The sequence below is a fragment of the Colwellia sp. BRX10-1 genome, from assembly GCF_014077545.1.
Taxonomy (GTDB): Bacteria; Pseudomonadota; Gammaproteobacteria; order Enterobacterales; family Alteromonadaceae; genus Colwellia_A.
Map to the genome: position 1 here is coordinate 1 of NZ_JACGWC010000038.1, position 25,656 is coordinate 25,656.

22 protein-coding genes are annotated in these 25,656 nt (G+C 37.3%); 9 read left to right on the top strand and 13 right to left on the bottom strand.

Annotated elements, in window-relative coordinates:
- On the bottom strand, positions 1-236 hold a 236-nt coding region (locus tag H4J75_RS18515), incomplete at its 3' end, for a succinylglutamate desuccinylase/aspartoacylase family protein (RefSeq protein ID WP_310733778.1).
- 5 nt (positions 237-241) lie between these two features.
- Complete coding sequence (rimK, locus tag H4J75_RS18520) at positions 242-1,147, bottom strand: 30S ribosomal protein S6--L-glutamate ligase (RefSeq protein WP_070376387.1); 906 nt, start codon at positions 1,145-1,147, stop codon at positions 242-244.
- Between the two features lie 150 nt (positions 1,148-1,297).
- Here rimK and H4J75_RS18525 point away from each other — a divergent pair, with 150 nt between their 5' ends.
- The 3 genes from H4J75_RS18525 to H4J75_RS18535 all read left to right on the top strand — a co-directional run bounded on the left by H4J75_RS18525 (position 1,298) and on the right by H4J75_RS18535 (position 3,945).
- Positions 1,298-2,146 (top strand): LysR family transcriptional regulator, encoded by an 849-nt coding sequence (locus H4J75_RS18525; RefSeq protein ID WP_182218101.1) that lies wholly within the window; start codon positions 1,298-1,300, stop codon positions 2,144-2,146.
- A gap of 73 nt (positions 2,147-2,219) precedes the next feature.
- The gene (locus tag H4J75_RS18530) at positions 2,220-3,047 is read left to right on the top strand and encodes an alpha/beta fold hydrolase (protein WP_182222922.1); all 828 of its coding nucleotides are present in this window, start codon (positions 2,220-2,222) and stop codon (positions 3,045-3,047) included.
- Positions 3,025-3,945 (top strand): diguanylate cyclase, encoded by a 921-nt coding sequence (locus tag H4J75_RS18535; protein ID WP_182218097.1) that lies wholly within the window; start codon positions 3,025-3,027, stop codon positions 3,943-3,945. Before H4J75_RS18530 ends, H4J75_RS18535 begins: the two co-directional genes overlap by 23 nt.
- Positions 3,946-4,041: 96 nt before the next feature.
- Here the strand turns inward: H4J75_RS18535 and H4J75_RS18540 are convergent, their stop codons facing one another.
- Positions 4,042-6,228: an OsmC domain/YcaO domain-containing protein gene (locus H4J75_RS18540; protein WP_182222923.1), complete on the bottom strand. Its 2,187-nt coding sequence runs from the start codon at positions 6,226-6,228 to the stop codon at positions 4,042-4,044.
- A gap of 379 nt (positions 6,229-6,607) precedes the next feature.
- The gene (locus H4J75_RS18545) at positions 6,608-6,958 is read right to left on the bottom strand and encodes a hypothetical protein (RefSeq protein WP_182222924.1); all 351 of its coding nucleotides are present in this window, start codon (positions 6,956-6,958) and stop codon (positions 6,608-6,610) included.
- Positions 6,959-7,110: 152 nt separating this feature from the next.
- Here H4J75_RS18545 and H4J75_RS18550 point away from each other — a divergent pair, with 152 nt between their 5' ends.
- A complete protein-coding gene (locus tag H4J75_RS18550) occupies positions 7,111-8,070 on the top strand; it encodes a tRNA-dihydrouridine synthase (protein WP_182222925.1) in 960 nt (319 codons plus the stop codon).
- A 58-nt stretch (positions 8,071-8,128) separates the two neighbouring features.
- On the opposite strand, the gene H4J75_RS18555 is transcribed toward H4J75_RS18550, so the two are convergent.
- Positions 8,129-8,395, bottom strand: a complete 267-nt coding sequence (locus H4J75_RS18555) for a hypothetical protein (RefSeq protein WP_182218089.1) — start codon at positions 8,393-8,395, stop codon at positions 8,129-8,131.
- Between the two features lie 73 nt (positions 8,396-8,468).
- A complete protein-coding gene (locus tag H4J75_RS18560; protein WP_182218087.1) occupies positions 8,469-8,870 on the bottom strand; it encodes a hypothetical protein in 402 nt (133 codons plus the stop codon).
- Positions 8,871-9,020: 150 nt separating this feature from the next.
- On the opposite strand from H4J75_RS18560, the gene H4J75_RS18565 reads away from it, so the two are divergent.
- A complete protein-coding gene (locus tag H4J75_RS18565) occupies positions 9,021-9,455 on the top strand; it encodes a hypothetical protein (RefSeq protein WP_182218085.1) in 435 nt (144 codons plus the stop codon).
- Positions 9,456-9,517: 62 nt separating this feature from the next.
- Here H4J75_RS18565 and ggt read toward each other — a convergent pair whose 3' ends face one another.
- Both ggt and H4J75_RS18575 read right to left on the bottom strand, forming a co-directional pair.
- Entirely contained in the window at positions 9,518-11,281 is a 1,764-nt protein-coding gene (ggt, locus tag H4J75_RS18570; RefSeq protein ID WP_182222926.1) for a gamma-glutamyltransferase, read from the bottom strand.
- Between the two features lie 23 nt (positions 11,282-11,304).
- Positions 11,305-11,895 carry a tRNA-uridine aminocarboxypropyltransferase gene (locus H4J75_RS18575; RefSeq protein WP_182222927.1) on the bottom strand — a complete coding sequence of 197 codons (591 nt, stop codon included), beginning with the start codon at positions 11,893-11,895 and terminating at the stop codon, positions 11,305-11,307.
- Positions 11,896-12,030: 135 nt separating this feature from the next.
- On the opposite strand from H4J75_RS18575, the gene rrtA reads away from it, so the two are divergent.
- On the top strand, positions 12,031-12,645 hold the full coding sequence (rrtA, locus tag H4J75_RS18580) for a rhombosortase (RefSeq protein ID WP_182222928.1): 615 nt from the start codon (positions 12,031-12,033) through the stop codon (positions 12,643-12,645).
- Positions 12,646-13,104: 459 nt separating this feature from the next.
- On the opposite strand, the gene H4J75_RS18585 is transcribed toward rrtA, so the two are convergent.
- On the bottom strand, positions 13,105-15,621 hold the full coding sequence (locus tag H4J75_RS18585) for a prolyl oligopeptidase family serine peptidase (RefSeq protein ID WP_182222929.1): 2,517 nt from the start codon (positions 15,619-15,621) through the stop codon (positions 13,105-13,107).
- A gap of 310 nt (positions 15,622-15,931) precedes the next feature.
- Between H4J75_RS18585 and H4J75_RS18590 the strand changes: the two genes are divergently transcribed.
- Complete coding sequence (locus H4J75_RS18590) at positions 15,932-18,262, top strand: YgiQ family radical SAM protein (RefSeq protein ID WP_182222930.1); 2,331 nt, start codon at positions 15,932-15,934, stop codon at positions 18,260-18,262.
- Between the two features lie 135 nt (positions 18,263-18,397).
- Here the strand turns inward: H4J75_RS18590 and H4J75_RS18595 are convergent, their stop codons facing one another.
- From H4J75_RS18595 to H4J75_RS18610, 4 genes are all read right to left on the bottom strand, one after another.
- Positions 18,398-19,834 (bottom strand): ATP-binding protein, encoded by a 1,437-nt coding sequence (locus H4J75_RS18595; protein ID WP_182222931.1) that lies wholly within the window; start codon positions 19,832-19,834, stop codon positions 18,398-18,400.
- Positions 19,835-19,893: 59 nt separating this feature from the next.
- On the bottom strand, positions 19,894-20,442 hold the full coding sequence (locus H4J75_RS18600) for a hypothetical protein (RefSeq protein WP_182222932.1): 549 nt from the start codon (positions 20,440-20,442) through the stop codon (positions 19,894-19,896).
- Positions 20,443-20,484: 42 nt separating this feature from the next.
- The gene (locus H4J75_RS18605) at positions 20,485-21,702 is read right to left on the bottom strand and encodes an ATP-binding protein (protein WP_182222933.1); all 1,218 of its coding nucleotides are present in this window, start codon (positions 21,700-21,702) and stop codon (positions 20,485-20,487) included.
- Positions 21,703-21,766: 64 nt separating this feature from the next.
- Positions 21,767-23,473, bottom strand: a complete 1,707-nt coding sequence (locus tag H4J75_RS18610; protein ID WP_182222934.1) for a GGDEF domain-containing response regulator — start codon at positions 23,471-23,473, stop codon at positions 21,767-21,769.
- A gap of 177 nt (positions 23,474-23,650) precedes the next feature.
- Here H4J75_RS18610 and H4J75_RS18615 point away from each other — a divergent pair, with 177 nt between their 5' ends.
- Both H4J75_RS18615 and H4J75_RS18620 read left to right on the top strand, forming a co-directional pair.
- On the top strand, positions 23,651-24,742 hold the full coding sequence (locus tag H4J75_RS18615; RefSeq protein ID WP_182222935.1) for a hybrid sensor histidine kinase/response regulator: 1,092 nt from the start codon (positions 23,651-23,653) through the stop codon (positions 24,740-24,742).
- A 36-nt stretch (positions 24,743-24,778) separates the two neighbouring features.
- Complete coding sequence (locus tag H4J75_RS18620; RefSeq protein ID WP_182222936.1) at positions 24,779-25,222, top strand: response regulator; 444 nt, start codon at positions 24,779-24,781, stop codon at positions 25,220-25,222.
- The last annotated feature ends 434 nt before the right edge of the window (positions 25,223-25,656 follow it).

A 25,656-nucleotide genomic window follows, 5' to 3' on the forward strand; every position in this document is an offset into this window, starting at 1 on the left:
ATTTTAAGTTTCTTTTCGTGGATCAAGCGTCGAATAATTTCAATACCATTTAATTCGTCGCCATGTACCGCCGCACTCAAAAAAATAGTGGGCCCCGGTTTTTTAGCGCGAATAATATGAACGGGTAAAGAAACGTCGGCATCGGTATATAACTTAGCAACCGGCAACTCTATTTTGCGCTGCTCTCCAGGTAAAATTTCAAATTCACCAATGCGTAATATGTCTGTAGAACTCACTTTCATTATCCTTTGCCACGTGTTTTGGTGTCATGAGGTTTTGCATTTTTTTCTAAAAACTCAAACACCATCCCGGCAACATTTTTGCCTGTCGCTTTTTCGATACCTTCAAGGCCAGGAGATGAATTAACTTCCATGACCATAGGACCATTTTGTGAACGCAGTAAATCGACACCACACATGTTCAAACCCATCGCTTTTGCAGCACTGACAGCAGTATCACGCTCAGCCTTAGATAATTTAACCACTTCAGCAGAGCCGCCACGATGTAAATTAGAACGAAACTCACCTTCAGCGCCTTGACGTTTCATCGCCGCAACCACTTTACCGCCAATCACTAAACAGCGAATATCAGCACCACCGGCTTCTTTAATAAACTCTTGTACCAAAATATTCGCGTTTAAACCCATAAACGCTTCGATAATGGCTTCAGCTGATTTAGCCGTATCGGCTAATACTACGCCTATGCCCTGCGTGCCTTCGAGCAACTTAATAACCACCGGCGCGCCGCCAACATTTTTAATTAAATCTTTGGCATTATCAGGTTTGCTGGCAAAACCCGTTCGCGGTAAACCCAAACCTTTACGCGATAGCAACTGTAATGACCGTAATTTATCGCGTGAGCGGCTGATAGCGACGGACTCATTAATGTTGAAGGTACCCATCATTTCAAATTGTCTTGCCACAGCTGTGCCATAAAAAGTCACAGAGGCGCCAATACGAGGAATAATTGCATCATACTTTGGTAGTTCTTTACCGTGATAACGCACCGATGAACGGCTACTCGTAATGTCCATATAGCAATGCAAAGTATCGATAATATCAACTTCATGGCCCATAGCTTCACCCGCTTCTTTTAAACGACGGGTAGAGTAAAGTTTTTTATTTCTAGATAAGATAGCAATTTTCATAAGTCAGTCTTTTGATATTCACTTTTATTTAATGATAAAAAGTGAGGTAATAAGTGCTGTGGAGTGTATAGTCAGCTTATTAAATAATATAGCGCTATATTTTGATGAGTTTAATCAAAAAAAATGATTGCGTTGTTTGTCGAGGTTTGTATGAGAATCGAACTATTAAAAACATTTCTTGAAGTGAGCCGTACATTACACTTTAGAATAGCATCTGAGAACTTATTCATTACTCAATCTGCAGTAAGCGCAAGGATTAAGTTATTAGAAGGTGACTTAGGTGTGCTGTTGTTTGACCGAAGCCAAAAGCATTTAAAATTAACCCCAGAAGGTAATCGGTTAATAAAACATGCTAATGAGTTATTGTTTATGTGGCAAAAAACTAAACAAGATGTTGGTGTTGCAGACAGTGATACTTATCAATTAGTTGTTGGCTCTATGATGTCTATTTGGGATATTGTCTTACAAGATTGGTTAAAAAAGATACATCGCAATCTTGATGATGTTAGTTTATTAACCAACACTTACTCGCCGTTAGAGCTTAGAAAGAGTTTACTGAGTCGTGTGGTCGATGTTGCCTTTTTTTTCGAGCCGCCGTTTGTTAAAGATTTAATCACTGAAAAAGTCGCCACGGTTCCACTACATTTAGTGACCACAGAGCCAAACGATACTATCGAAAAGTTAACATTAGATAACCACATAATGGTCGACTATGGTGAATCAGTGAATGCGCAACACCTTCGAGAATTTCAAGATGCTCCTCCGGCAAGACACTATATGAGCCAACCAAGAATTGCATTAAATTTTCTATTGGACGCCGGCGGAAGTGCTTATTTACCCAGACAAATGACTTTTGAGTATATCGAGAAAAATAAATTATACCTAGTTGAAGAAGCGCCGGTATATTCAAGAGATATATATGCCGCTTATTTAGCGAAAAGTCAGAAAACTGATATAATTGAGCAAACGCTGCAACTGTTTCCTTCTGTGGTAATATAAGCAAGATTATTAGATAGTAGTATAAACAAGGTTATTAACCGTTAATTAACGATACATTTGAGTAGGAAATATTATGCTTTTGTCAAAAGAGGTGTTGATTAGAAATAATGTTAAAATTGTTGGAAAAGGTGATAAAACACTTTTTCTTGCGCACGGTTTTGGTTGCGATCAAAACATGTGGCGCTTTTTAACGCCAAAGCTACTGAACAAGTTTACCATCGTACTCTTTGATTATGTCGGCTCTGGTGGTTCAGATATCTCACAATACAACAAGAAACGTTATAGCCAACTTGATGGGTATGCCGAAGATATTATTGAAATAGCTGAAGTGCTAGAGCTATCAAATGCAATCTTTGTCGGACACTCTGTAAGTAGTATTATCGGTGCGATTGCCGCCAATAAAAGGCCTGATTTTTTTTCTAAGCTTATCATGATATGCCCTTCACCTTGTTTTCTAAACTTTCCTCCTGAATACTTGGGCGGCTTTGAAAAAGAAGATTTACTCGAATTATTAAGCCTGATGGATAAAAATTATATTGGTTGGGCTGATTATTTAGCGCCATTAGTGATAGGAGATGATAATTCAACGGATTTAATAGGAGAGTTAACGGGAAGTTTTTGCTCTACTGACCCTGTTATAGCGAAGAATTTTGCTGAAGCAACATTTTTATCTGATTATCGCCATATTTTAAAAGATATAAAGCAACCTTCATTAATTTTTCAAAGTAAAAATGATGCCTTGGCTGCGACGACTGTTGGTGAGTTTATTCATAGCCAAATAAAAAATAGTCAACTGGAAGTGATTCTGGCTGACGGACATTGTTTACATATGACGCATCCGAACGAAATTGTCGACTTAATAATAGAATACGCGAACAATGACCACAACACGCAAAAGTAAAGCACAAAGTAACATGCAAAATTATTCGCTGGATAGTTTTCCTTGCGGTGCTTTAGTCACTAATTCGTCAAGAGTTATTACCTATGTTAATGCATATTTCACTACTGAACTATTATGGCAACCAGCAGCCCTTATTGGTAAAAGTACAGACGTAATTTTCACAAAATCGTCAAAAATATTTTTTCAAAGTTATCTCATTCCAACACTTTTACATGAGAAAACGTGTGAAGAAATGCAGTTAATTATATTTAATGCTCAAGGGGCTCGCATTCCAGTAACCGTGAACGCGCATTTAGGTGATGATGGCTGTATTTACTGGAGCTTTTTTAATGCCTCTAAAAGAGACCAACTTTATAATGAATTATTAAAAACCCGCGAAACATTAGAAGAGCAAGCAGAAGCTTTGAAATTACTTGCTTCTACTGACGAATTAACCGAGTTATTAAATAGAAGAGAAATGAAATCGCGAAGCATTTTAGTCCTTGAGCAGGCAGCAAGATCTCATCAATCGGTTGGTTTATTAATGCTCGACATTGATCACTTTAAGAAAATAAATGATAGCTTTGGCCATTTATCAGGAGACCGAGTATTAAAAGAGCTTGGTCAAAAGTTGAAAGCCTTTTGTCGACAAACAGACCTCGTTGCTCGCTTTGGTGGTGAAGAATTTTTGATCATGCTACCTGACACAGACAAAGTGAATGTTTTATTATTTTGTGAAAGATTACATCAGTTAATTGCTAACATTAAGGTTGATAACAAACCATTAATGGTAAGTATTGGTGCCAGTATTTGTAACGATAAAATATCATTTACTGACTTCTACGCTCAGGCTGATAATGCCCTATATAAAGCAAAAGAACTTGGCAGAAACAGAACCGAGGTGTATAAAACTGATTAATGCTCATTAAACTTAAGATTTAAAATTTAAATGCGCAACGTTTATAAAAAGCCAATACCTATAGTAGATATTGGCTTTTTACATGATATGTTTTTACTATTTTTCAGCCGCTATTTTACGTGCTTGGTGTAATTTTTTGTAGCTTTCAATCAACCTCAGGTGCTTATCTAAACCTTCAAGTTTGATACTTGTTGGTGTTAAACCATAAAACCTAACTTCACCAAAGACTGAACCAACCACGTGTTCCATAGTCTCCTCACCAAACATTCGATTAAAGTTACCGATATAGTCTTCAAGTTCCATCTCTTCGTCTAGGGTAACTTCTAATACCGCATGAACCGCTTGATAAAATAAGCCACGTTCAACCGTATTGTCATTGTATTGTAAAAACTCTCCAACTAATTCAATAGCCTCTTCTAAAGCGCCTAAGGCAAGATAAATAAGAATCTTTAATTCAAGAATAGTGAGCTGACCCCAAACGGTATTTTCATCAAACTCAATACCAATTAATGTTTTTATATCAATGTAGTTATCTTGTTGGCTATCTTCTAAACGCTCAACTAAAGCGACTAATTGTTCTTCACTTAAAATGTGAAGATTTAAAATATCTTCGCGGTATTCAAGAGATTTATTGGTGTTGTCCCAAATAAGGTCTTCAACCGGATACACTTCTGAATAGTCTGGCACTAGCATACGACAAGCAGTAGCCCCCAATTGATTAAACTCTGCGATATAGACTTCTTTGCCCAAGTCTTTCAAAATCGCCATTAACACAGCATTTTCTTCTTCGTTGGTGCCAGAAAAATCCCATTCGCAAAATTCATAATCAGCTTTACTGCTAAAGAAACGCCAGGAAACAACACCTGTTGAGTCAATAAAGTGATCAACAAAGTTTTCAGGTTCGGTAACCGCCATGCTATTAAATGTTGGCTTGGGTACATCGTTTAAGCCTTCAAAGCTTCTTCCTTGTAACAACTCCGTCAAACTCCTTTCTAGCGCAACTTCAAAACTTGGATGAGCACCAAAGGAGGCAAAGACACCACCCGTTTTAGGGTTCATAAGCGTGACACACATGACCGGGAATTGACCACCTAACGATGCATCTTTAACGACAATAGGAAAGCCCTGCGCCTCTAACCCTTCAATGCCTGCTAAAATACTTGGGTATTTTGCGATTACGTCTTTGGGCACATCGGGTAAAATAATTTCTTGTGCAATAATTTGTTTTTTTACCGCACGTTCAAAAATTTCTGACAAGCATTGCACTTGTGCTTCAGGTAAATTATTACCTGCACTCATACCATTACTTAAGAATAAATTTTCAATTAAATTTGAAGGAAAATAGACGGTTTCACCATCAGAATGGCGTACATAAGGAATAGAGCAAATACCTCGCTCCGCTAAGCCAGAGTTGGTATCTATTAGGTTCGAACCCCGTAATTCATCGTCAGGGTTATATATCGCTAAACAATATTCATCAAGTATGTCGCTGGGCAACTCATCATTGACGCCTGGTTTAAACCATTTTTCATTGGGATAATGAACAAAATCACTGTTGGCAATATCAACACCAAAGAACTGATCGTTATAAAAGAAATTACAGTTAAGACGCTCAATAAATTCACCAAGTGCAGAGCAAAGCGCACTTTCTTTCGTTGCGCCTTTACCGTTAGTAAAGCACATCGGTGATGCCGCATCACGGATGTGCAATGACCAAACATTAGGCACAATATTTCGCCAAGAAGATATTTCAATCTTCATACCTAAATCAGCCAACAGACCTGTCATATCGGCAATAGTTTGTTCAAGTGGTAAGTCTTTACCTAAAATGTAGGTGCTGGAGTCACTTGCTGATTGCCCCATAAGCATTGCTTGGGCGTCGTTTTCAAGACTATCGACTATTTCTACTTTAAACTCTGGTCCACTTTGAACGACTTTTTTAACAGTACAGCGATCAATGGAACGGACAATGCCTTTACGGTCTTTCTCAGAAATGCTTTCAGGCAACTCAACCTGAATTTGAAAAATTTGGTTATAACGATCTTCAGGATCTACGATATTGTTTTGTGACAAACGAATATTTTCAGTGGGTATATCACGCGAAGTACAATAAACCTTAACAAAATAGGCGGCACAAAGCGCTGATGAAGCTAAAAAATAATCAAAAGGCCCTGGAGCAGAGCCATCACCTTTATAGCGAATAGGTTGATCAGCGATGACAGAAAAATCATCAAATTTAGCTTCAATTCTAAGGTTGTCGAGATAATTAACTTTGATTTCCATTGAATAATTTCCGAAGTTTTGCACTAAAAGCTCAGTGATTTGCTTAGTTTTAGCGACTGCCAATTGGCAAGATGTAATTAATGGTCGGTATTATCTGTTTTTTCGAGACATTAGTCTTGGAAAAAAAGACATTAATTAAGAAAGACACTGTTTTAAATAAAATAGTGCGATGTAACCAGGAATTTGATTTTACAGGGACATTAAAATAGCTAGGTAAAGTGTGATAAAACAATAATTCACTCTAGGTAGTGAATCATTTTTTATCATGACTCGCGACACAACAAACAGCAATAGCTATAAACAAACAAAAAAGCTATTTAACAAAGGGTTAAATAGCTTTTTTAAAGATATGTGTTCACGTTTAATAAATGATTAAGAATTAACCGCCACATTTCTTAGCGTCAGTTTTGGTTTCGCCACATTTACCTTTTTTATCTGCTTTACCTTCACCACATTTTCCTTCGCCACATTTACCTTTTTTGTCTGCTTTACCTTCACCACATTTACCTTCGCCGCATTTACCTTTTTTGTCTGCTTTACCTTCGCCGCATTTAGCTTTTTCGTCAGCTTTTCCTTCACCACATTTTCCGCTAGCATCTGCCGCTGTAATCGTTACAATGCTTTTAGTTTCAAAAGGGTTAATTTCTGCTTTTACAGGAGCTGAAATGGCAAGTGTTAAGGCAAATAAACCTAATAAAGCTGTCAATGATGATTTTTTTAAAATTTTCATGATATTTTCCTTTAATATTATAATTTTGGCACTACATATGTAAGCTACTAACAAAGACCCTTCACCGAATAAATAAATTTCAATGAGGTTGAAAATATTTATTCACTCTTAGATAAATCTTATCACTCACTTTTGAGGTTACTCGCTGATCTATGAATACTCAAGTAAAGAAAGTTGTTTTAGCACCAATGGAAGGTGTTGCTGATGCCTTAATGCGCCGTCTACTCACCTCATTAAATAATTACGATTTTTGTATTACTGAGTTTCTACGTATTGTTGACCAGCTTTTACCTGAGCGATGTTTCTACAAAGTTTGCCCTGAATTAGAACAACAAGGTTACACGCAGTCAGGCACACCATTGAGAATGCAGTTACTTGGTCAAGAACCCAACTGGATGGCAGAAAATGCTGTTCGAGCAATAGCACTAGGCTCACATGGTGTTGATCTTAATTTTGGCTGTCCTGCTAAAACCGTTAATAAAAATCGTGGCGGTGCCGCATTACTAAAAACACCTGAAGATATTTACAAAATAGTGCTAGCGGTAAAAGAAGCGGTTGGCAAAGATGTGATACTGTCGGCAAAAATTCGCTTAGGCTTTGATGATGCCTCGTTGTTAGATGAGATAGTAAGCGCAATAACATCTGCCAAGGCGGATCAACTCACCATTCACGCGAGAACTAAAGCCGATGGCTATCGTCCTCCTGCTTACTGGCATTTCATTGCTGGTATTGTCAAAAAATATCCAATAGAAATTTTCGCTAATGGGGAGATTTGGAACTTAGCAGATGCCCACCGTTGCATCGAGGAAAGCCATACGGCTAACTTAATGCTTGGCCGTGGCGCACTTGCTCTGCCAAACTTGGAAGCGGTAATAAAAAACAATCAACAACCTATGCCTTGGCACCAACTATGCTCTCTACTAAAACAATACAGTGAACTTGAATTAATTGGCGATAAAAGCTTTTATTTTTCAAGTCGATTAAAACAGTGGCTACGTTACTTAAGATTACAATACCCTGAGGCAGAGCAATTATTTAGTGATATAAAAATATTAAAGAATAAAGAAGAAATCTTAACTTTATTGAATAAATCATCAAGGAGTTCTTTATAAACAATATTATTTAGAAAATGCCAGAACGTTTTCGTCTGGCATTTGTATATGTAGGCTTTTACTCAATCTTTTTTATTAACCCCTGCCCTTCTCCATCTTCGTCTTGCTGCTTTTTAATCGCTCTTTTTTCAGAAACCACCATAGCAATCGCTTTCTCCACAAAAGGATCTGGAGAAAACATTTGCACAAAAACAGCAAAGGCAATCGCTATACCACGGCGTTTTTTAGCAAGCTTCATTAATATTATCGCCAATACTGATAGCACAGCAAAAACTAACCATGGCGCTAACGCCAGATATAAATCATACGTAAAGAAATTTTCCATAGAGCACTCAATCAAATTATTTAAAAGGTTTAATCAATGAAATGATTAAACGGATATTTATTAAAATAATCGATTACGCGATGAGGTTTTCACTTTCAACTTGATAAAGCGTTTTAATGAATTGTAGATGAATAGTTACCACAGACTTTTGAAAGGTTTGCTTTTGAATTTTATATTTTTGCCTACTTATCTGTGTATCGACAAGTATGAGGGAGTCATGATGTAAATCAAAAGCGTCATGAAACAAATCCGAATATAAGTAAGTTCCACTCATACTTAGAGCATTTAATGCCTTATATAGCTGAACTTCACGTGTTTTTTGTAATATAAGTAAGGGAGCTTCAGCACAATACTCTATGTATTCTACTTGTTGAGTATCGTTGCTAATCACAGATGACAAAGGAACTGAGATAACAGCATTAACGGATACTAAAGAGCTGATGAACAAAATAAAGTTCAAAATGATATTTTGCAATTGTTACTCCTAAGGACCCGTTGATAGTTTATATATTGGGCTTACTGTATAAAATTTCAATAATATTTGAATTTTTATAATATTTAATACTAATCAGTTAATAATTTCAGGTAGTATATAAGGATACTTTCCAGGTAATATTTACAGCTTATGAACTATTTAAAATTAATCATTATCTCATTTACTCTTCTACTTACTGCATGTGGTGACGAAGAAAGTGGAGACATTAAAACTTCAGAAAGTCCTGAAGTTGTCGCTATCGCTTTTTTTGATGCACTTTATAATGAAAAAAATGTGAAGAAAGCAGCCAAAGTTTGTAGCCCACAATTGTCTCGAATTATCTTACATTACAAGTCACCCAAAGCTGTTGGCCGCCATTTATTTAATATGTCTTACGATTCAGTGGTTGCATCGCCTGATGACAGCGGTGTAAAAGTTCGTGAGCAGTTCAAAGACGCAGCGGTAATTACTGTTTATTTTGATGGTATTTACGATAATAATCGTTTGAAAGACGTTAAGCGCTTATCTCTTATTCAAATAGATGGCGATTGGGTTATTGATAAAATATTAAAAGACCCTTTCTAAATTAGTCTATGCTTTAAAATACACTTTTGACCTATCCTAAAAAAGATAGGTCAAAAAATGATTTATAAACCTAAGACAACCCCTTCTCTGCGCGGATCTGCACCGCCAATTAATCCCTGCTCTGTCACTTCAATTGCATGAAGACCACTATTTAAATCTCTAACGATAACTTTATGTCCCTTGGCTTCTAAAGCTGGCTTTAATAATTCAATATTCGTGCCTTTTTCTAAGGTGGTCACCTTATTACGATTGGTTACTTTTGGTAAATTTATTGCCGTTTGAGGGTCTAACTGCCAATCAATTACACCAACAATGGCTTGCGCAACATAGTTTATAATCCGACTACCGCCTGGTGAACCCACAACAAGTTTTAATGAATTATCTTGGTTAAATACCATCGTAGGAGCCATGGAGCTTCTAGGTCGCTTTAGTGGCTCTAAGCGATTTGCTACCCATTGCCCATTTACTTTTGGCGCCAATGAAAAATCGGTTAATTGATTGTTTAAAATAAAGCCTTCCACCATCACCGCTGAACCAAAAGCCATTTCAACACTGGTCGTCATTGATATCGCATTTCCTTGTTTATCAACAATTGAAATATGACTGGTTGATGGTAACTCTAAAGCAAGATCGTCTGCTTGTGCTAAAGCGCCCTGCGGGAAACCAGCTTGCGCTGTTCCCATATCCTTATCAATATTAATTAATTTCGAGCGTTTTGCTAAATAGTTAGGAGATATTAGCCCCGCAACAGGTACATTAACAAAGTCGCTGTCGGCAATATATCGTTCTCGATCGGCAAAGGCTAAACGAGAACTTTGTGTAAGTAAATGCACGGCCGTTAAACTATTGGGGCTTTCTTTCGCAAAGTCGTAAGGTTGAAGTTGGGCAAGCAGTTGAATAACCGCAACACCGCCAGAACTAGGAGGTGCCATACCACAAATATTAAAGTCGCGATAACTACCACAAACAGCAGGTCGTTGTTTAGGCTGATAATGTGCCATATCTTGCAGAGTAAGCCTACCTGGCGCTATGATAGAATTTTGCACCGCATCAACAATTTTTTCCGCTATCCAACCATGATAAAAAGGTTTAAGTCCATCTTTAGCAATACTTCTATAAACAGCAGCAAGCTTTTTGTTTATTAAACGATCACCGGCTTTTATGGCAATATTATTAGGGAAGAAATAATTCTTTATTTCAGGAAGTTGGCTAATGCCTGGATTAAACTGCATTGAGACTAGTTTTTCGAGCCGTGGAGAAACAATAAAACCTTGCTCGGCAAGCTCAATGGCTTCGACAAACAATTCTGACCAAGCAAGCACCCCATATTGTTGATGCGCTTGTTTTAGTGCTGACAACACACCAGGAACACCAACAGAACGACCACCAACAACGGCTTTAATCCAAGAAATGGCTTTACCTTTATCATCTAAAAACAGCTCAGCCGTTGCCAATTTTGGCGCAGTTTCTCGACCATCAAAAGTCGTTAATAATTGTTCCTTTTTATCCCAATGCAAAATAAAAGCACCACCACCGATCCCTGAAGATTGCGGTTCAACTAAGGTCAATACCAGTTGCACAGCAATCGCCGCATCGATGGCACTGCCACCTTTTTTTAGGATGTTGAAACCAACTTGGCTAGCATAAGGATTAGCTGCCGCGATCATAAAGTCTTTGCTGGTAACTGCTTGTTTATGGATAACACCCGTAGCAGCTTCGGGTTCACGATCTTCTTGCTGTTTTATTATTTCGGCTTGACTAGTAAAGGTAAGTACCAGTGATAGCGTTACCATACTTAAACGCTGAAATAGTGGGATTCGAGACATAGTTTTCCTTAAAAACACATAAACTAGTTTGGGTTAAACGATAACTGAAAATGATTAAATTCTACAAAGCTTGCCAATACTGCTTGATACTTATTTTCTCCATCACGTTGGTGTTCTAAAACACTAAGCGCATAGCAACAAGCCTCTAGTGATGACAGAGCGTGCTTTTTAGTTGTTTTTCGAATTTGATATTGTCCAACAATATCATTCTCCAAGGTAAAATGCGGCAGTTGTTGCAGCCAAGTGTTGCTCATAAACATTTTATACGCTTTTTTCCAAGTGCCGTCTAAGATAAACAAACACTTAGGTGTTGTTATATTACTATTATTGACACTTAAAACAACGGCATCATTAGCCGGATATAAAACAGCACATTGTTGATGATAATGCTCTAATAGTCTTTGTACTTCAATATTGTCAGTAAAATTTTCACCCACAATAACTTGGCTATTTTTTAATGACTGATGTAATAAGGTTACACTGCCTTTACTTTGTTTAACTTCTAATGGATGTTGTAAAATCACGATATGAATATCATTATCAACCGATGTGACTAAATGACATAGACAAGATTTTTCAGGACGTTCGCATTGTAAGCAGTATGCTCGGGACATTAATTTGGGCTTAACAGATAATTATTAACGATGAGTCTACGCTGTTCACCATTAAACGTTAAGAATATTTTCAATATAAAAAACATCTAAAATGCAGTAAAATATATTTTACTCTTTGTTTATAAGCCTATTTTAATGCGATTGTCACTTTCTGCTTTTCCAATTTCTGTTCAACAAGTAACGGTTCCCGCCATAGTTCTGATTATTTCACTGGTTGCTTTTATATTTGATAGTAGTTTAAGTGGTTTTTTTGTTTATCAACGCAGTTTAGTCACACAAGGCGAAGTTTGGCGGGTATTTAGCGGACATTTTTTTCACACCAATGGTGCCCATTTCCTGTTGAATAGTGCAGCGGTTATTATGTTGTGGGCTTTACATGGTCATTTCTACACCATTAAAAGTTATCTGATTGTGTTTATGATAAGTGCTGTTATTTGTGCTGCTGGCATCCATTGGTTTTCGCCAAACATTGAACAATACGTGGGTTTATCCGGTATTTTACATGGCTTGTTTATTTGGGGCGCTATTGAGGATATAAAAGCAAAAGAGCGCACCGGTTACTTATTACTTATTGGAGTAATTTTAAAGATAGCCCACGAACAATATTATGGCGCAAGTGAAGACGTCGCTGACTTGATTGGCGCTAATGTAGCAATAAATGCTCATTTATGGGGGGCATTAGGTGGTGTGCTTGCCATATTATTTTTAATGGCTATCAAATCATTTTCACTAAAAAAAACATTAAGGTAAAGACTTATTTTTCTTAAAAAATCGTCGATAACACCTGCTTTTTTCAACGCGATTATTGTCTTATTATATTGTTTTATCGATATATTAGAATTAGCTTAAAGTGCGCTAAGGATATTATGCTCACTTATCACTGAGCTTGAAATTTTATATTGCTCAGACTGCTCAATTTTTCAGTAATAGCATCATGAATATCTTTTATGATACTTGACTCTAATCTTCCCTTTTCGATAATGGCATAAGGGAAATAGTTATGCTCCCCAAACTGACTTTACATACCGCTTTAGCCTGAGCATTTACAATAAAATCGAGATAAAATAACATCACAAATATTAGTTTCATCTTCCTGTAACCATTTTATTTCAATGAGTAGAGTGTCGTTCTTTTCTTCGTCAAAAAAAAAGGTTACCGCTCTTAATTCATAAGAAAGGTAACCCTTTAGTCTTGCAAGCTTTACATAAGTTACAAGGTATTTTCAAATAACTTATAGATACGTCGATATTCATTTAACCAAGAACTTGGTTGGACAAAACCATGAGGTTCGACTGGATAAATAGCCGTTTCGAAGTTTTGCTTTTCTAACTCAATCAAACGTTGCACTAAACGTACGGTATCTTGAAAAAAGACATTATCGTCGACCATTGGCGCATTAATTAATAAGGGTTTTTCTAATCCCTCAGCAAAATAAATAGGTGAACTTCTCTCATAAGCAATAGCGTCATCGCCAGGGGTGTTCAAAATATTTGAGGTATAACCATGATTATAATAGGCCCAGTCAGAGACTAAGCGCAGTGCCGAACCTGACTGAAATAAATCAGGCTGAGTGAACATAGACATTAAGGTTAGAAAGCCGCCATATGAACCGCCATAAGTACCAATACGTTGACGATCAACATTAGCATTATCAACTAACCAGTTTACGCCATCACGCATATCTTGTACTTCAGGTTTGCCCATGTGGCGATAGATAGCTGTTCGCCAATCGCGTCCGTATCCTGCAGAAGCACGATAATCCATATCAATAACGACATAACCTTGTTGCACTAACATACTATGGAACATGTATTCTCTAAAATACCCAGACCAACCTAAATGTGAGTTTTGTAGATAGCCAGCGCCATGACTAAACATTACCGCACGATTTTTATCAGCCGTTTTATCATAGTCTTTTGGTAAATAAACACGAGAATAAACAGGTTCATCTTGATATGAAGAAGGCACAGCAACCACACTTGGCGCAGTCCAAGGCATACTTAAGAATTTTTCAGAGACCGTATGAGTTAAGCGTATCGCCGTAGCATCATCTTTAAGTGCTTTTACATAAAGCTCTGGAGGCATGGCTACTGTTGAATGTTCAATTAATAAGGTTGAATCATCAGGGCTTAATGCATAGTCATTCATACCGCCTAAGTCAGTTAAAGCACTAAACTGACCAGATTTTATATCTACTTGATAGATTTCGTAAATACCAGGGTGTTTTTTATTTGCTTTAAAGACGAAACGTGACTTATCTTGCGTTAGGCTCACATCACTGATTTCAAATTGACCACGGGTGAGTTGTTTGGCTTTACCTGCTAAGTTTTTACTGTAAAGATGAGAATAGCCAGTTTCTTCTGAGAGGTAGTACAAGGTATTGTCACCTTTTAACCAACCAAACTCATTAAAGCTCCAGTTGATCCAAGCATCATCATGTAAGCGATGTTGGCTCTCTAGCTTATTCTCCATTAAATTAACGGTTGTTAACCAACGGTCTTTGTTGTCCCATGCTTCTAGTAATACTGCAACTTGTTTGCCATTTTCGTGCCATTGAATAGGGGAATTAGCTTGCATAACATGAATATTACGGGGTGATTTTTGCGACTGATAAACCTTACCTTCACGTTGATAGTTCTCAGTTTTTACACTGGCAAGTACATCTTCATCAGCACCGGGTAAAACGTCGTAAGAAAGCGGAAATTTTTGACCTGACTTTAAATCAAGTAAAAAAAGCTCATCATTATATTGACGATTATCAGCAACACGCTGACGGACCTTTTCCGCTTTTATATGACCATCATCGGCAATATAGTTAGGCATAATATCACTATCAGCTTGGCTTGATTCACCGCTACTAATACTGACAATAAGCTTATCACCGTTGGGCGATAGACTCGCGTGATTGATACGTTTATTATCCCCTAAATAGAAGTCACTCTTAGTCAGTGTAGCATTTTGCGCTTTGAGTTTTTCTTGTTGATTCTTTCGCAGTTCGCTATTTCTTTTTTGCAAGGCAACATAAGCGATTAAGTCATGTTGTTCACTGGCAATATAGCTCTGACTCTCCTCACTGTCTTTAGGATCTTTTTTTAATTGTAAATTAGCTAATTCAATAATTTTATTACTGGATAAGTCATGTTCAAAAAATTTATTGCCAACTCGGTAAGCGACATTACCATTATTTAAAAACATCGTTGAATATTCATAAGCTGACGTATAAGTCAGTTGTTGAACATCTAAACTCGCTAGCTCTTTAACAAAAACATTGCCTTCAAAAGTGTAAACTTCATGCGTATTGGCTTTATTTCGTTGTGCATTTCTATCACTGACCACATGCATTTGCGCTAATTTAACTTTTTCTGCTTCCTTGTCCAACGTCGCTTGGCGGTATAAATCACTTAGTGGACTACCCGCACGTTTTTGTTTGTAGAAAATAGTCTGATTATCATCACCCCAATACCAACTTTGTGGTGAACGCCCCATCCAATCTGGGTCAGACATAATTTGTTCTAAGGTGATTAATAAGTCGTTATTTGTTAACAAAGACTCTTTTGGGGCAACGGCTTTAGCAATAGCGATTGTCTTTACTTCTTTAGCGGCCGCCACAGATTTATTATTGCTGTAGTTATCATCTAAAATTTTTTCAGCCGATTGATCAGCCGTTGTTGTTACACAGGCAACTAAAGATAAACTTATAGCGGCGGTTAATATTTTTATTTTCATAGGTAAGAGACTTATTTTAATCGTGAATTTTGAGAATGGACATCAGATAGTTAGTTATACTCAACCCGATAAATTTATACAATCAAATAGTAAATTTAACTGGCGGCAAAGTGTAATCTTATGCGACCAACCGCAATAAAGTTGCGTCATAATGTATGGAGGCTTTTTAAATCATGCCCATGCATCAATAAAGGATACAATTAAAATGATAATTTGCTATAATCGCGCGCCTTGTTCTATACAACAAATTATTGTTTTTTGTATTGACCAGCGACAATAAAATCTTACTTACACAATCCTAGGCCAAATTATGCTCACACAAGTAAAAACCTCATTGTTCGAATACCCAAAATACTGGGCTGAATGCTATGGAACAGCGCCGTTTTTACCTATGTCTCGAAGTGAGATGGACACCCTAGGTTGGGATTCTTGTGATATCATTTTAGTAACTGGCGATGCTTATGTTGACCATCCAAGTTTTGGAATGGCAATTATTGGTCGGATGTTAGAGTCGCAAGGGTTTCGTGTTGGTATTATCGCTCAACCTGCATGGCATACCAAAGATGCCTTTATGGAGTTAGGACAACCTAATCTATTTTTTGGCGTTACAGCCGGAAATATGGATTCAATGATCAATCGTTATACCGCTGAACGTCGTATGCGTCATGACGATGCCTACACGCCAAACGATGAAGGCGGAAAACGTCCAGACAGAGCAGTAGCTGCATATACTCAGCGCTGTAAAGAAGCTTATAAAGGTGTGCCGGTAATTATTGGCGGCATCGAAGCAAGCTTACGTCGCATTGCCCACTACGATTACTGGACAGATAAAGTACGTCAATCGGTATTATTTGATTCAAAAGCAGATATTCTCGTCTACGGTAATGCCGAACGCCCCTTAATTGAAATTGCCCACCGTATTGCAAATGGTGAGGAAGTTAAAAATATCACCGATGTTCGGGGTAGTGCTTTTCTTGCTAACCAAGTATTACCCAACTGGAAAGGTATCGACTCTCGTTCGATAGATAAACCCGGTAAAATAGACCCAATAATCAGTCCTTATCAAGAAATCACCTCTACTGATTGTTCTGAGAACAGTGCAGAAGCAGATGCTGCGGCTAAAAACACCGACACTGATATAACCAAAACAGCACAAGTGATTGAACTGACACCGCATCGGGCAGAGCAACATAAAAATAAATCTTGGGCCGATAAAAAGAAGCCTTGGGAAACGACTTATATTAACTTACCTACTTTCGAACAAGTACGTGATAATAAAGTATTGTATGCCCATGCTTCACGTATTTTTCACCAGGAAGTAAACCCTACTTCTGCTAAACCTCTAGTACAGCGTCATGGCAGCAGACTTATTTGGTTAAATCCACCCGCAACCCCCTTAACAGAAAGTGAAATGGATGGTGTATTTGGCTTACCTTATGCCCGAGTACCGCACCCAAGTTACGGTGATGCAAAAATCCCTGCCTATGACATGATAAAAACGTCAGTTAACATCATGCGTGGTTGTTTTGGTGGTTGTACTTTTTGTTCGATAACAGAGCATGAAGGCAGAATTATTCAGAGTCGTTCACAAGAATCGATACTCAATGAAATAAAAGATATTCAACTAAAAGTACCAGGATTTACCGGCGTAATATCTGACTTGGGTGGTCCTACCGCCAATATGTATCAGCTAAATTGTAAAAGCGAAAAAGCTGAGGCAACCTGTCGTAAACCCTCTTGTGTATGGCCCACAATATGTGGTCATTTAGATACAGATCATACACCTACTATTGAGCTATATCGTGCTGCAAGAAAAATACCTGGCATCAAAAAAGTATTAATCGCATCAGGCGTTAGGTACGATTTAGCGATTCAAGATCCGGAATATGTCAAAGAACTAGCGACACATCATGTTGGAGGTTACTTAAAAATAGCCCCAGAGCATACTGAAGAAGGTCCTTTAAATAGCATGATGAAGCCAGGTATGGGCAGCTATGATAAATTTAAAGAAATGTTTGATCATTACTCTAAGTTAGCCGGTAAAAAACAATATTTAATTCCATACTTTATTTCTGCACATCCAGGCACAACAGATCGTGATATGGTTAACTTAGCACTTTGGTTAAAAAGTAATGATTTTAAATTAGACCAAGTTCAAAACTTTTATCCATCACCTTTAGCCAATGCCACCACTTTGTACCACACTGAAATAGATTCACTGCGAAATGTAAATAAAAACAGCAAGAGTGTCGCCGTACCTAAAGGCACTATTCAGCGTCGCTTACATAAAGCTATATTACGTTATCATGATCCGGCTAACTGGCCGATGCTTCGCCAAGCTTTTACTAAAATGGGCTTAGGAAAAACGCTAATTGGTTCGAAACCGGGCTGTCTGGTACCCAACGAAACCCGTGGCGAGAAAGAGCAGCAACACTATAAGAATAACGGTAAAGGAAAAAATAATGCTAAAGGCAATAAAACCACCTTTGGCAAAAAGCCAGTAACGACTAAGACAGCTTATGGCAAGAAGCCGTCAACAAGCTCTGCTGCTGAGAAAAGTAAGCAAGGCTTAACACGTTTCTCTGAAAACCAGTTTGATGATAGAAAGCCAAAGCAACCATTTGGTAAAAAGAAAAAGTAATATTATCTACCCAAAAAATAAAGCCGCGTTTACTTGATAAGTAACGCGGCTTTTTAGTAAAAAAAATAAATGATATTAGATAAATAATAACCCACTACAGTTAGTGTGAGCAATATCCTGAATCTGTTATCAGTGTTAATTCACTGTTTTATGATTACCTTTGACATCGTTAGGAAATTCAAGAGAAAAACAACATCCTTCGCCCAGTGCCGAAGCAAGTAGCACCTTGCCGTTATGCTTATCCATTATTGTTTTAACAATCGTTAAGCCAACGCCAGTACCTTTTGTTGCGGAAAGCTTTTCAAAGATACCAAAAATTAACTTATGGTATTTTGAGTCGATACCTATACCGTTGTCCTTTACATGAATTGTTGTTGATAATTTTGTTTGACTGGTAAATATGTCAATAAGCAAAGGAGTCGCTGGATCTCGATAGCGTATAGCATTGCTGAGTAAATTCAGTATCCCTGCAGACACCAAGCGTTCATTGGCATTTACGGTATGTAAATTGTCATCTAGGGTAATAGTAGCATTGGCTTTGAGAAGTCCCTCTTCTAATACCGCACTTTGTTGTTCTACTACTTGCTTAACATTAATCGCAGAGGTTTCTATAGCTTGTTGAACAATACGAGATAAATCAAGTAAATCGGTTAATACCCTCTCCATGTTATCAACATTTTCGATGATACGACTCAGCCGATATGCTTGCTTTTCGGTCAACTTATCAACAAGTTCTAATTGTAATTTATGACTAAAAGCGGAAATGGTGACTAATGGCGATTTTAGATCGTGTGAAACTGTATAGATAAACTGTTCCATCTCTTTGTTCTTATTAACTAATTTCTTGTTGAGTTTAATCGCTTGGCGTCTTTCTTTTTCAACATCTTCCATCATACTCAATAAGATGGCTTGCGAACGAGCCATATCAACTTTATGCCCTTCCATCTTGATGTTTAACATAGTACTTTGCGCGAGTGCCTTTTGCTGATCTTTAAAGAAAAAACGTATAATGACGACTAAGGTCAATAACAAAGCAACTAGCACAATAAAGCCAGATTTAAGGCTGTGATGAAGTAAGTCTGACATCTTATCTTCAAGTAAAATCGCAATCTTATCTGCAACAACTTTTATTTCAATATGAGAAGGCTCATCGTCGTAACGCAAATAATTATCAACTTCACTTATGCTCATATTTTTCTCAGTTAAGGCTGGTAACAAAGATAACCTTTCCTTATAAGCCACCAGCATGTCTCTTACCGCTAACATGTTAAGTTGCCCGAGAATTAACGCGCCTTGTACTTCTAGTTTATCTAATTGGATGTTTGCTTTACGGTAGTTTTCAAAAGCATCAGCCCGATAGTGCGGTTCATTGGGCCGTAAGATCGCATTTTTAAAATTATGTATTAAACCAACATAACCAATCTGACTTTGCATTTCGATAATAGCCGAATATACCGAAACACGTTGCTCACGCATGTCTTTTTGTTTCGATTTGTAATCGAGTGCAATAAGTACTTCTAGTGTGATGAAGAATAATAGTAGCGCAGTTAATACCGAATTCTTAGAATTCATCGATATCCCACATAAAATCGAATGTGCAATAAAAATTTAATATAGACAAGGTGGCGAAGTTAAACATCGTAGACGTGCTCTCGCTTAAGTTCGACCATTAGGGAATTAACTTCTTTTTTTAATTCGATGACGCGTTCTTCTCGGTCGAGTGTTGCAGAATAAACTGAACTCATTTGGGCATTTTTATGTTTTAACGCCTCAACTTCCTTTAGTGCCTTATGATATTTAATTTCGACACCCGGTAATTGAATAAGATCGGGTAATTTTGGTGCTAAAACAATGGCAGTCAAAATAGAAGTAAAAGCGGTTAAGGCTTTTATCCAGCCTTGGTACTCATAAGCGGGGTACCAAGTTACATAAATAGCGACAAAATGGGTGGTACCACAAAAGAAAATAAACGCCATAAATAAGGAAAATATATCTTTATATGGCACACTTTCTTTTCTCTTGTAGAGTAATATACCCAAAATAATAGTGATCAGATAATAGGCTACACCTATAGTGATATCAGAAATAACATGGGTCCATAAGATATCAGGTCGCCAAAGGTAGCAATGGCCGTGCGGCATAAAATTGGGGTTAGCAAATTGCTGTAACCATTCGTTCATGGGTATTCCTAATATGGATTATTTAGTGGATTATATTTCTATTTATATTCTTGGAAAATGCAATTCAAAGCAACATCCTTGATCTAATCCAGAGGCTAGAGTCACTAAACCGCTGTGTTTTTCCATTACGGCCTTAACAATAGTCAAGCCAATTCCAGTCCCATCACCTTCAACAATCTGCTCAAAAACATCAAAAACACGTGCGTGATCTTTCTTTTCGATACCTAAACCATTGTCGCGGATAAATAAAGAAATCGCTGTGTCTGATACTTCAGTATGAATTTTTACTTGTAGATTCCGCTCAACACTCCGATATTGCAAGGCATTTTTTAATAAGTTATCGATACATTGTGAAAAAAGTGGCTGATGAGTCAAAATGGAGTGTAAGGGTTTAGTTAATATAAGCTCAGCGTTCAATATTCTGTTCTTAGTTAACAATCTCTGCCAACTTTTTTCAATCTGGCCAGTTACATCATGAGGTTCTTTAGTGATATCCCCTTTCATGACTCTAGAAAGCTCAAGTAAATTAGTCAGCAGATCCCCCATATGCTTAACATTTTTAAGGATTCTGCTAAAACGATGCTGCTGTTTTTCGGTAGTTATAGCCAATAATTCTTTCGCTAACGTGGACGTAAAGCCGTTAATAGTGACCAAAGGTGATTTCAAGTCATGTGATACCGCAAAAACAAACTGTTCCAGTTCCTTATTTTTTGCCACTAAGTTACTCGTTAATGACAGTGACTTCGAAACAAGGCTATCTTTGATACGAGCCACTTTTTTTAGCTCTAAATGCGCAACAACTTGCTGAGCAATAATGGTTAACTGTTTTTTTTGAATATCGGTCAATTGTGACGGTTTGTTGTCGATGACACATAAAGTCCCCAACCTTAGACCTTCAGGTGTTATCAATGGAGCACCTGCATAAAAAATAACTTGAGCGGGTCCGGTTACTAAAGGGTTATCATGAAAACGCTTATCTTTACGACTGTCTTGTATTTCAAAGACATCATCCTGATGAATAGCATGCGCACAAAAGGCAATATCACGCGGAGTCTCTCCTACTTCAAGCCCGTAATGAGACTTAAACCATTGTCGCTTTTCGTCAATAAAAGAAATTAGCACAATAGGAGTACCACAGACACTGGAGACAAGCTCGGTTAGCTGATCATAGGCTAGCTCAGATGGCGTATCTAAAATATTATACTCATCTAATGCTGCCAAACGAGCCAGTTCATTGTCGGGTATTAAAGCTGATATCATCGATTTTTCGCTCCACTTATATCAAGTTATACGTAAGGATTAAGTGATATATAAAACCATTAAGTTATGCGCTCTGTGCAAGCAACTTTTCTTCTAACATATGTGCTGGCATAGGCTTACCCAATAAATAGCCTTGTATCTTATCTATTTTAAGTTCATGACAAACTAATAATTGACTCTCTGTTTCTATACCTTCAGCAACAACAATGAAATCAAGAAGCTTAAGCATAATAGTAACGGCTTCAAGCAAGCTTTTTTTCTTGTTAACGTTTGGCTCCTTGTTTTGTAACGACTTGTCGATTTTAACGATATTAATAGGGAAGTTATTTAGATGAGCAATAGAAGAAAACCCCATACCAAAATCATCTAATGCTATTTGGAAACCATGAGATGATAATGAATGAAGTGTTGCTCGCGTTACTTCATCATCTTCTAAAAGTGCTGTTTCAGTGATTTCTAAGATGATGGTACTAGGTAAAACTCCGTGCCGTGTCGTTTCGTCTTTTATTTTTTTAGTTAATTGAGGATCTTGCAATTGTAAGGCTGAGATATTGATGGCCATGGAGAAATTATCGGCAAATCGTCTTTGCCATGATGCTAAGTCAGTTAGCGCGGTGGTAAGTACCCATTGACCGAGATCATGAATCAATCGTGTTTCTTCAGCAACAGGAATAAATTCATCAGGCGTATATGACTTCGGTGAATCAGGCCATCTAATAAGGGCTTCAACCCCGGTAATTTGATCGTTATGTGCACAAAATACCGGTTGATAAAATAGTCTAAACGATGATTTACGCAGGATTTCCGTCATTTCACTTTGAATCAAAAAACGGCGATTAAATTCATTTTGATAATGAGATTCATAGAACCTTAAAGCGTTTTTACCATTTTGTTTTGCTCTGTACATCGCGATGTCAGCGCACTTGACCAATTGTACACGGCTATCCGCATCGTTTGGGTATAAGGCAGCCCCCATGCTAATAGTACATTTAATACGATGGCCTTCGATTAAAAATGGCTTTTGAAATGAAGTTAAAATACGATTGGCGATCATGTTAACTTCTTCGACAGAATGGACATTGGCTAAGGTAATAGCAAATTCGTCACCACCTAGTCGAGCGAAACCATCATTGATCCTTAAGCATTCTTTTACTCTGCCAACCAAATCGACCAGTAATTGATCTCCTGCATGATGTCCTAGTGAATCATTAACATGTTTAAAGTCGTCTAAATCCAAGGCTAGCATACCGACAGATAGTTTTGAACGGTCACTGTTAGCGATCATAAACTTGAGGGTTTCATCAAAATAATAGCGATTATGTAGACCGGTTAGTTGATCTGTTTCGGCCATGTTTTTTAAAGCTAAGTAGCTTTCATGCATTCGCTGCTCCATTTCAAAGCGTTTCTTCGAATGTATAATCGCTTGATGGAGTTTGACATGTGATATGTCAATTTTAGTGATAAAGTCTTGTGCTCCAGCTTCAATACAGTTCAACGCAATTGAACTGTCTTGTGCAGCACTGATAACAATAATAGCGGTATTACCAAGATTTGGGCGAGAGCGGATGTCGATAATCATTTCAATACCATTAACTTCAGGCATATGATAATCAAGTAAAATAACATCAAAGGTTTCTGCTTCAATTAGGGCAAGCCCTTTGGCGACAGAGTCAGCCTCTTTCACTTCGTAACTATTTTGTAAAGATGTACTCAACGCTCTTTTTACCAGCGCACTATCAATTTCATCGTCATCAACAATTAAAATTCTCATTTAATACCCATCCTGGTATGAACATCTGCTTTTAAACACAAACACAAGGACATCCATAACCATTTGTGAAAATCAACAATACAATTGATACACATTTACATTAGCAACCTAAGTTGATAATGTCTAATTTTCATGGATGTATTCGCATTTCATTAATGACATAGGAGAACACATATCATGAAAGTAATGGTAATAGAGGACAACTCTGATCATTTTGAGATTATTGAAGATGCTTTGGCGTCTATTACAGAAATACATGCTCATGTCGTAAGGTCAGAAACTTTATCTTCAGGTATTGCAAGACTTTCCTCTGAACACTTTGATATATGCCTATGTGACTTACAACTGCCTGATTCAACTATAAGCGAAACTGTACTGTGGTTAAGTTTACAAACTAATCCCTTACCAATGGTGATATTAACTTCAGTAAATAGTATTGAAATTGCACAATCATTGCTCAACAAAGGTGTTCAAGACTATTTATCCAAAGACGAATTAACACCGCAATTACTATATAAAACATGTTGTTATGCTATCGAGAGATTTAGGCACCAACAAGAATTTGCTGGATATAATCAAGACATGCAAGCATTTTGTGCTAGCTTATCTCATGATTTCAATGGTCATATTAGTCGTATTATGGGAGTATCTAAGGCATTAAAAGCCGATTTAACCTCAAGGATAGACTGTACACCCAATGAATTAAAATGGTTCGACTACCTTGAGAAAAGTACGACGGATGTACATAGCTTAGTATCAGACTTACAAAGTTACTTATCTGTAGGCTATGCAAATCAAGTATTCGAAACAGTTAACTTAAAGCTGGTTATTACTAAAGCGGTAGCCTCACTTAAAGATACAATAAAAGCTGATTTTAAAGTGAATATACCGGATGAGCTGGCTAATATCTCAGGTAACATGGCTTTGTTACAACTCTTGTTTCAAAATCTAATTGCTAACAGCATAAAATTTAATAATAACTTACCAATTATCGACATAGTCATGAACGATACCGGTAATTATATTGAAGTATCATTGCAAGACAATGGTATCGGTTTCAATCCAATACACGTTGATAAAATATTCTCGCCGTTTAACCGACTAGTTAATGGTAAAAAATTCTCAGGCTCAGGATTAGGCTTAAGTATTGTTAAACGCATTATTGAACATCATAGAGGCAGTATAGAAGCGAAATCTGCATTAGGTGTAGGAAGTTTATTTACCTTGAAATTTAAGAAAGTCAAAGTAATAGCTAAACAAACTGATTAAATCGTTTTAGTATCGCTAAACAGACAGGGAACAATTATGGATAATCTTAAAGCAATTTCAGCGTTAATGGTTGAAGACAATATTGATCATGCAGAACTGATGATGGATGCTTTTAGTGATTTTAATATTAAAAATACAATCGCGCATGTTATGGATGGAGAACAAGCGGTTGCTTACTTGAGAAATGAAGCCCCCTTTGAAGATAGTAGTCAATTTACACGTCCAGATATTGTCTTTCTCGATATTAGAATGCCAAGACAAGGCGGTATAGAAACGTTAAAAATAATCAAAGCCGATCCAGCCCTGTCTGGTATTCCGGTCGTGATGATAAGTACGTCAAGCACAGCACCCGAAATAGAGGAATGTTATAGCTTAGGTGCTAGTGGCTATATTACTAAGCCTTTAAAATTTGATGATTTCGTCAATAAAATGAAAGAGCTAAATTACTATTGGGTACTAACCTCTGAGTTACCTAGCTAATAAACACGCCTTGTTGCTAAGAGCTTAAATATTAAATTATTATTTTCATGAAAATTTAACCTCTATTTTCAAACGCCAGAAATCAAAAAACCCGTTACGTTAGTAACGGGTTTTTGACGTGTAGGGATATACTAATGTCGCGTTGCCAAGGATGGCAAAGAGCGACCTAAATAGAAGCTTAGTATTGTCTTAGTCTCACATGGGCATGTCGAACATAAGTCACACTACTGTTGGCGCTACTGCTCAATTAGTTATAAATGGTGTATTTTCAAACGTTAGAAAGCAAAAAACCCGTTACGTTAGTAACGGGTATTAGGCGACAATTAGCTTGGCCGGGTCGCGACAATTAGGTTGACCGGTTTTGGTACACTTTAGATATATCAAATTCAATAGAGAAAGATATGTCTGGAAAACCCATAACCAAGCAACAGGTT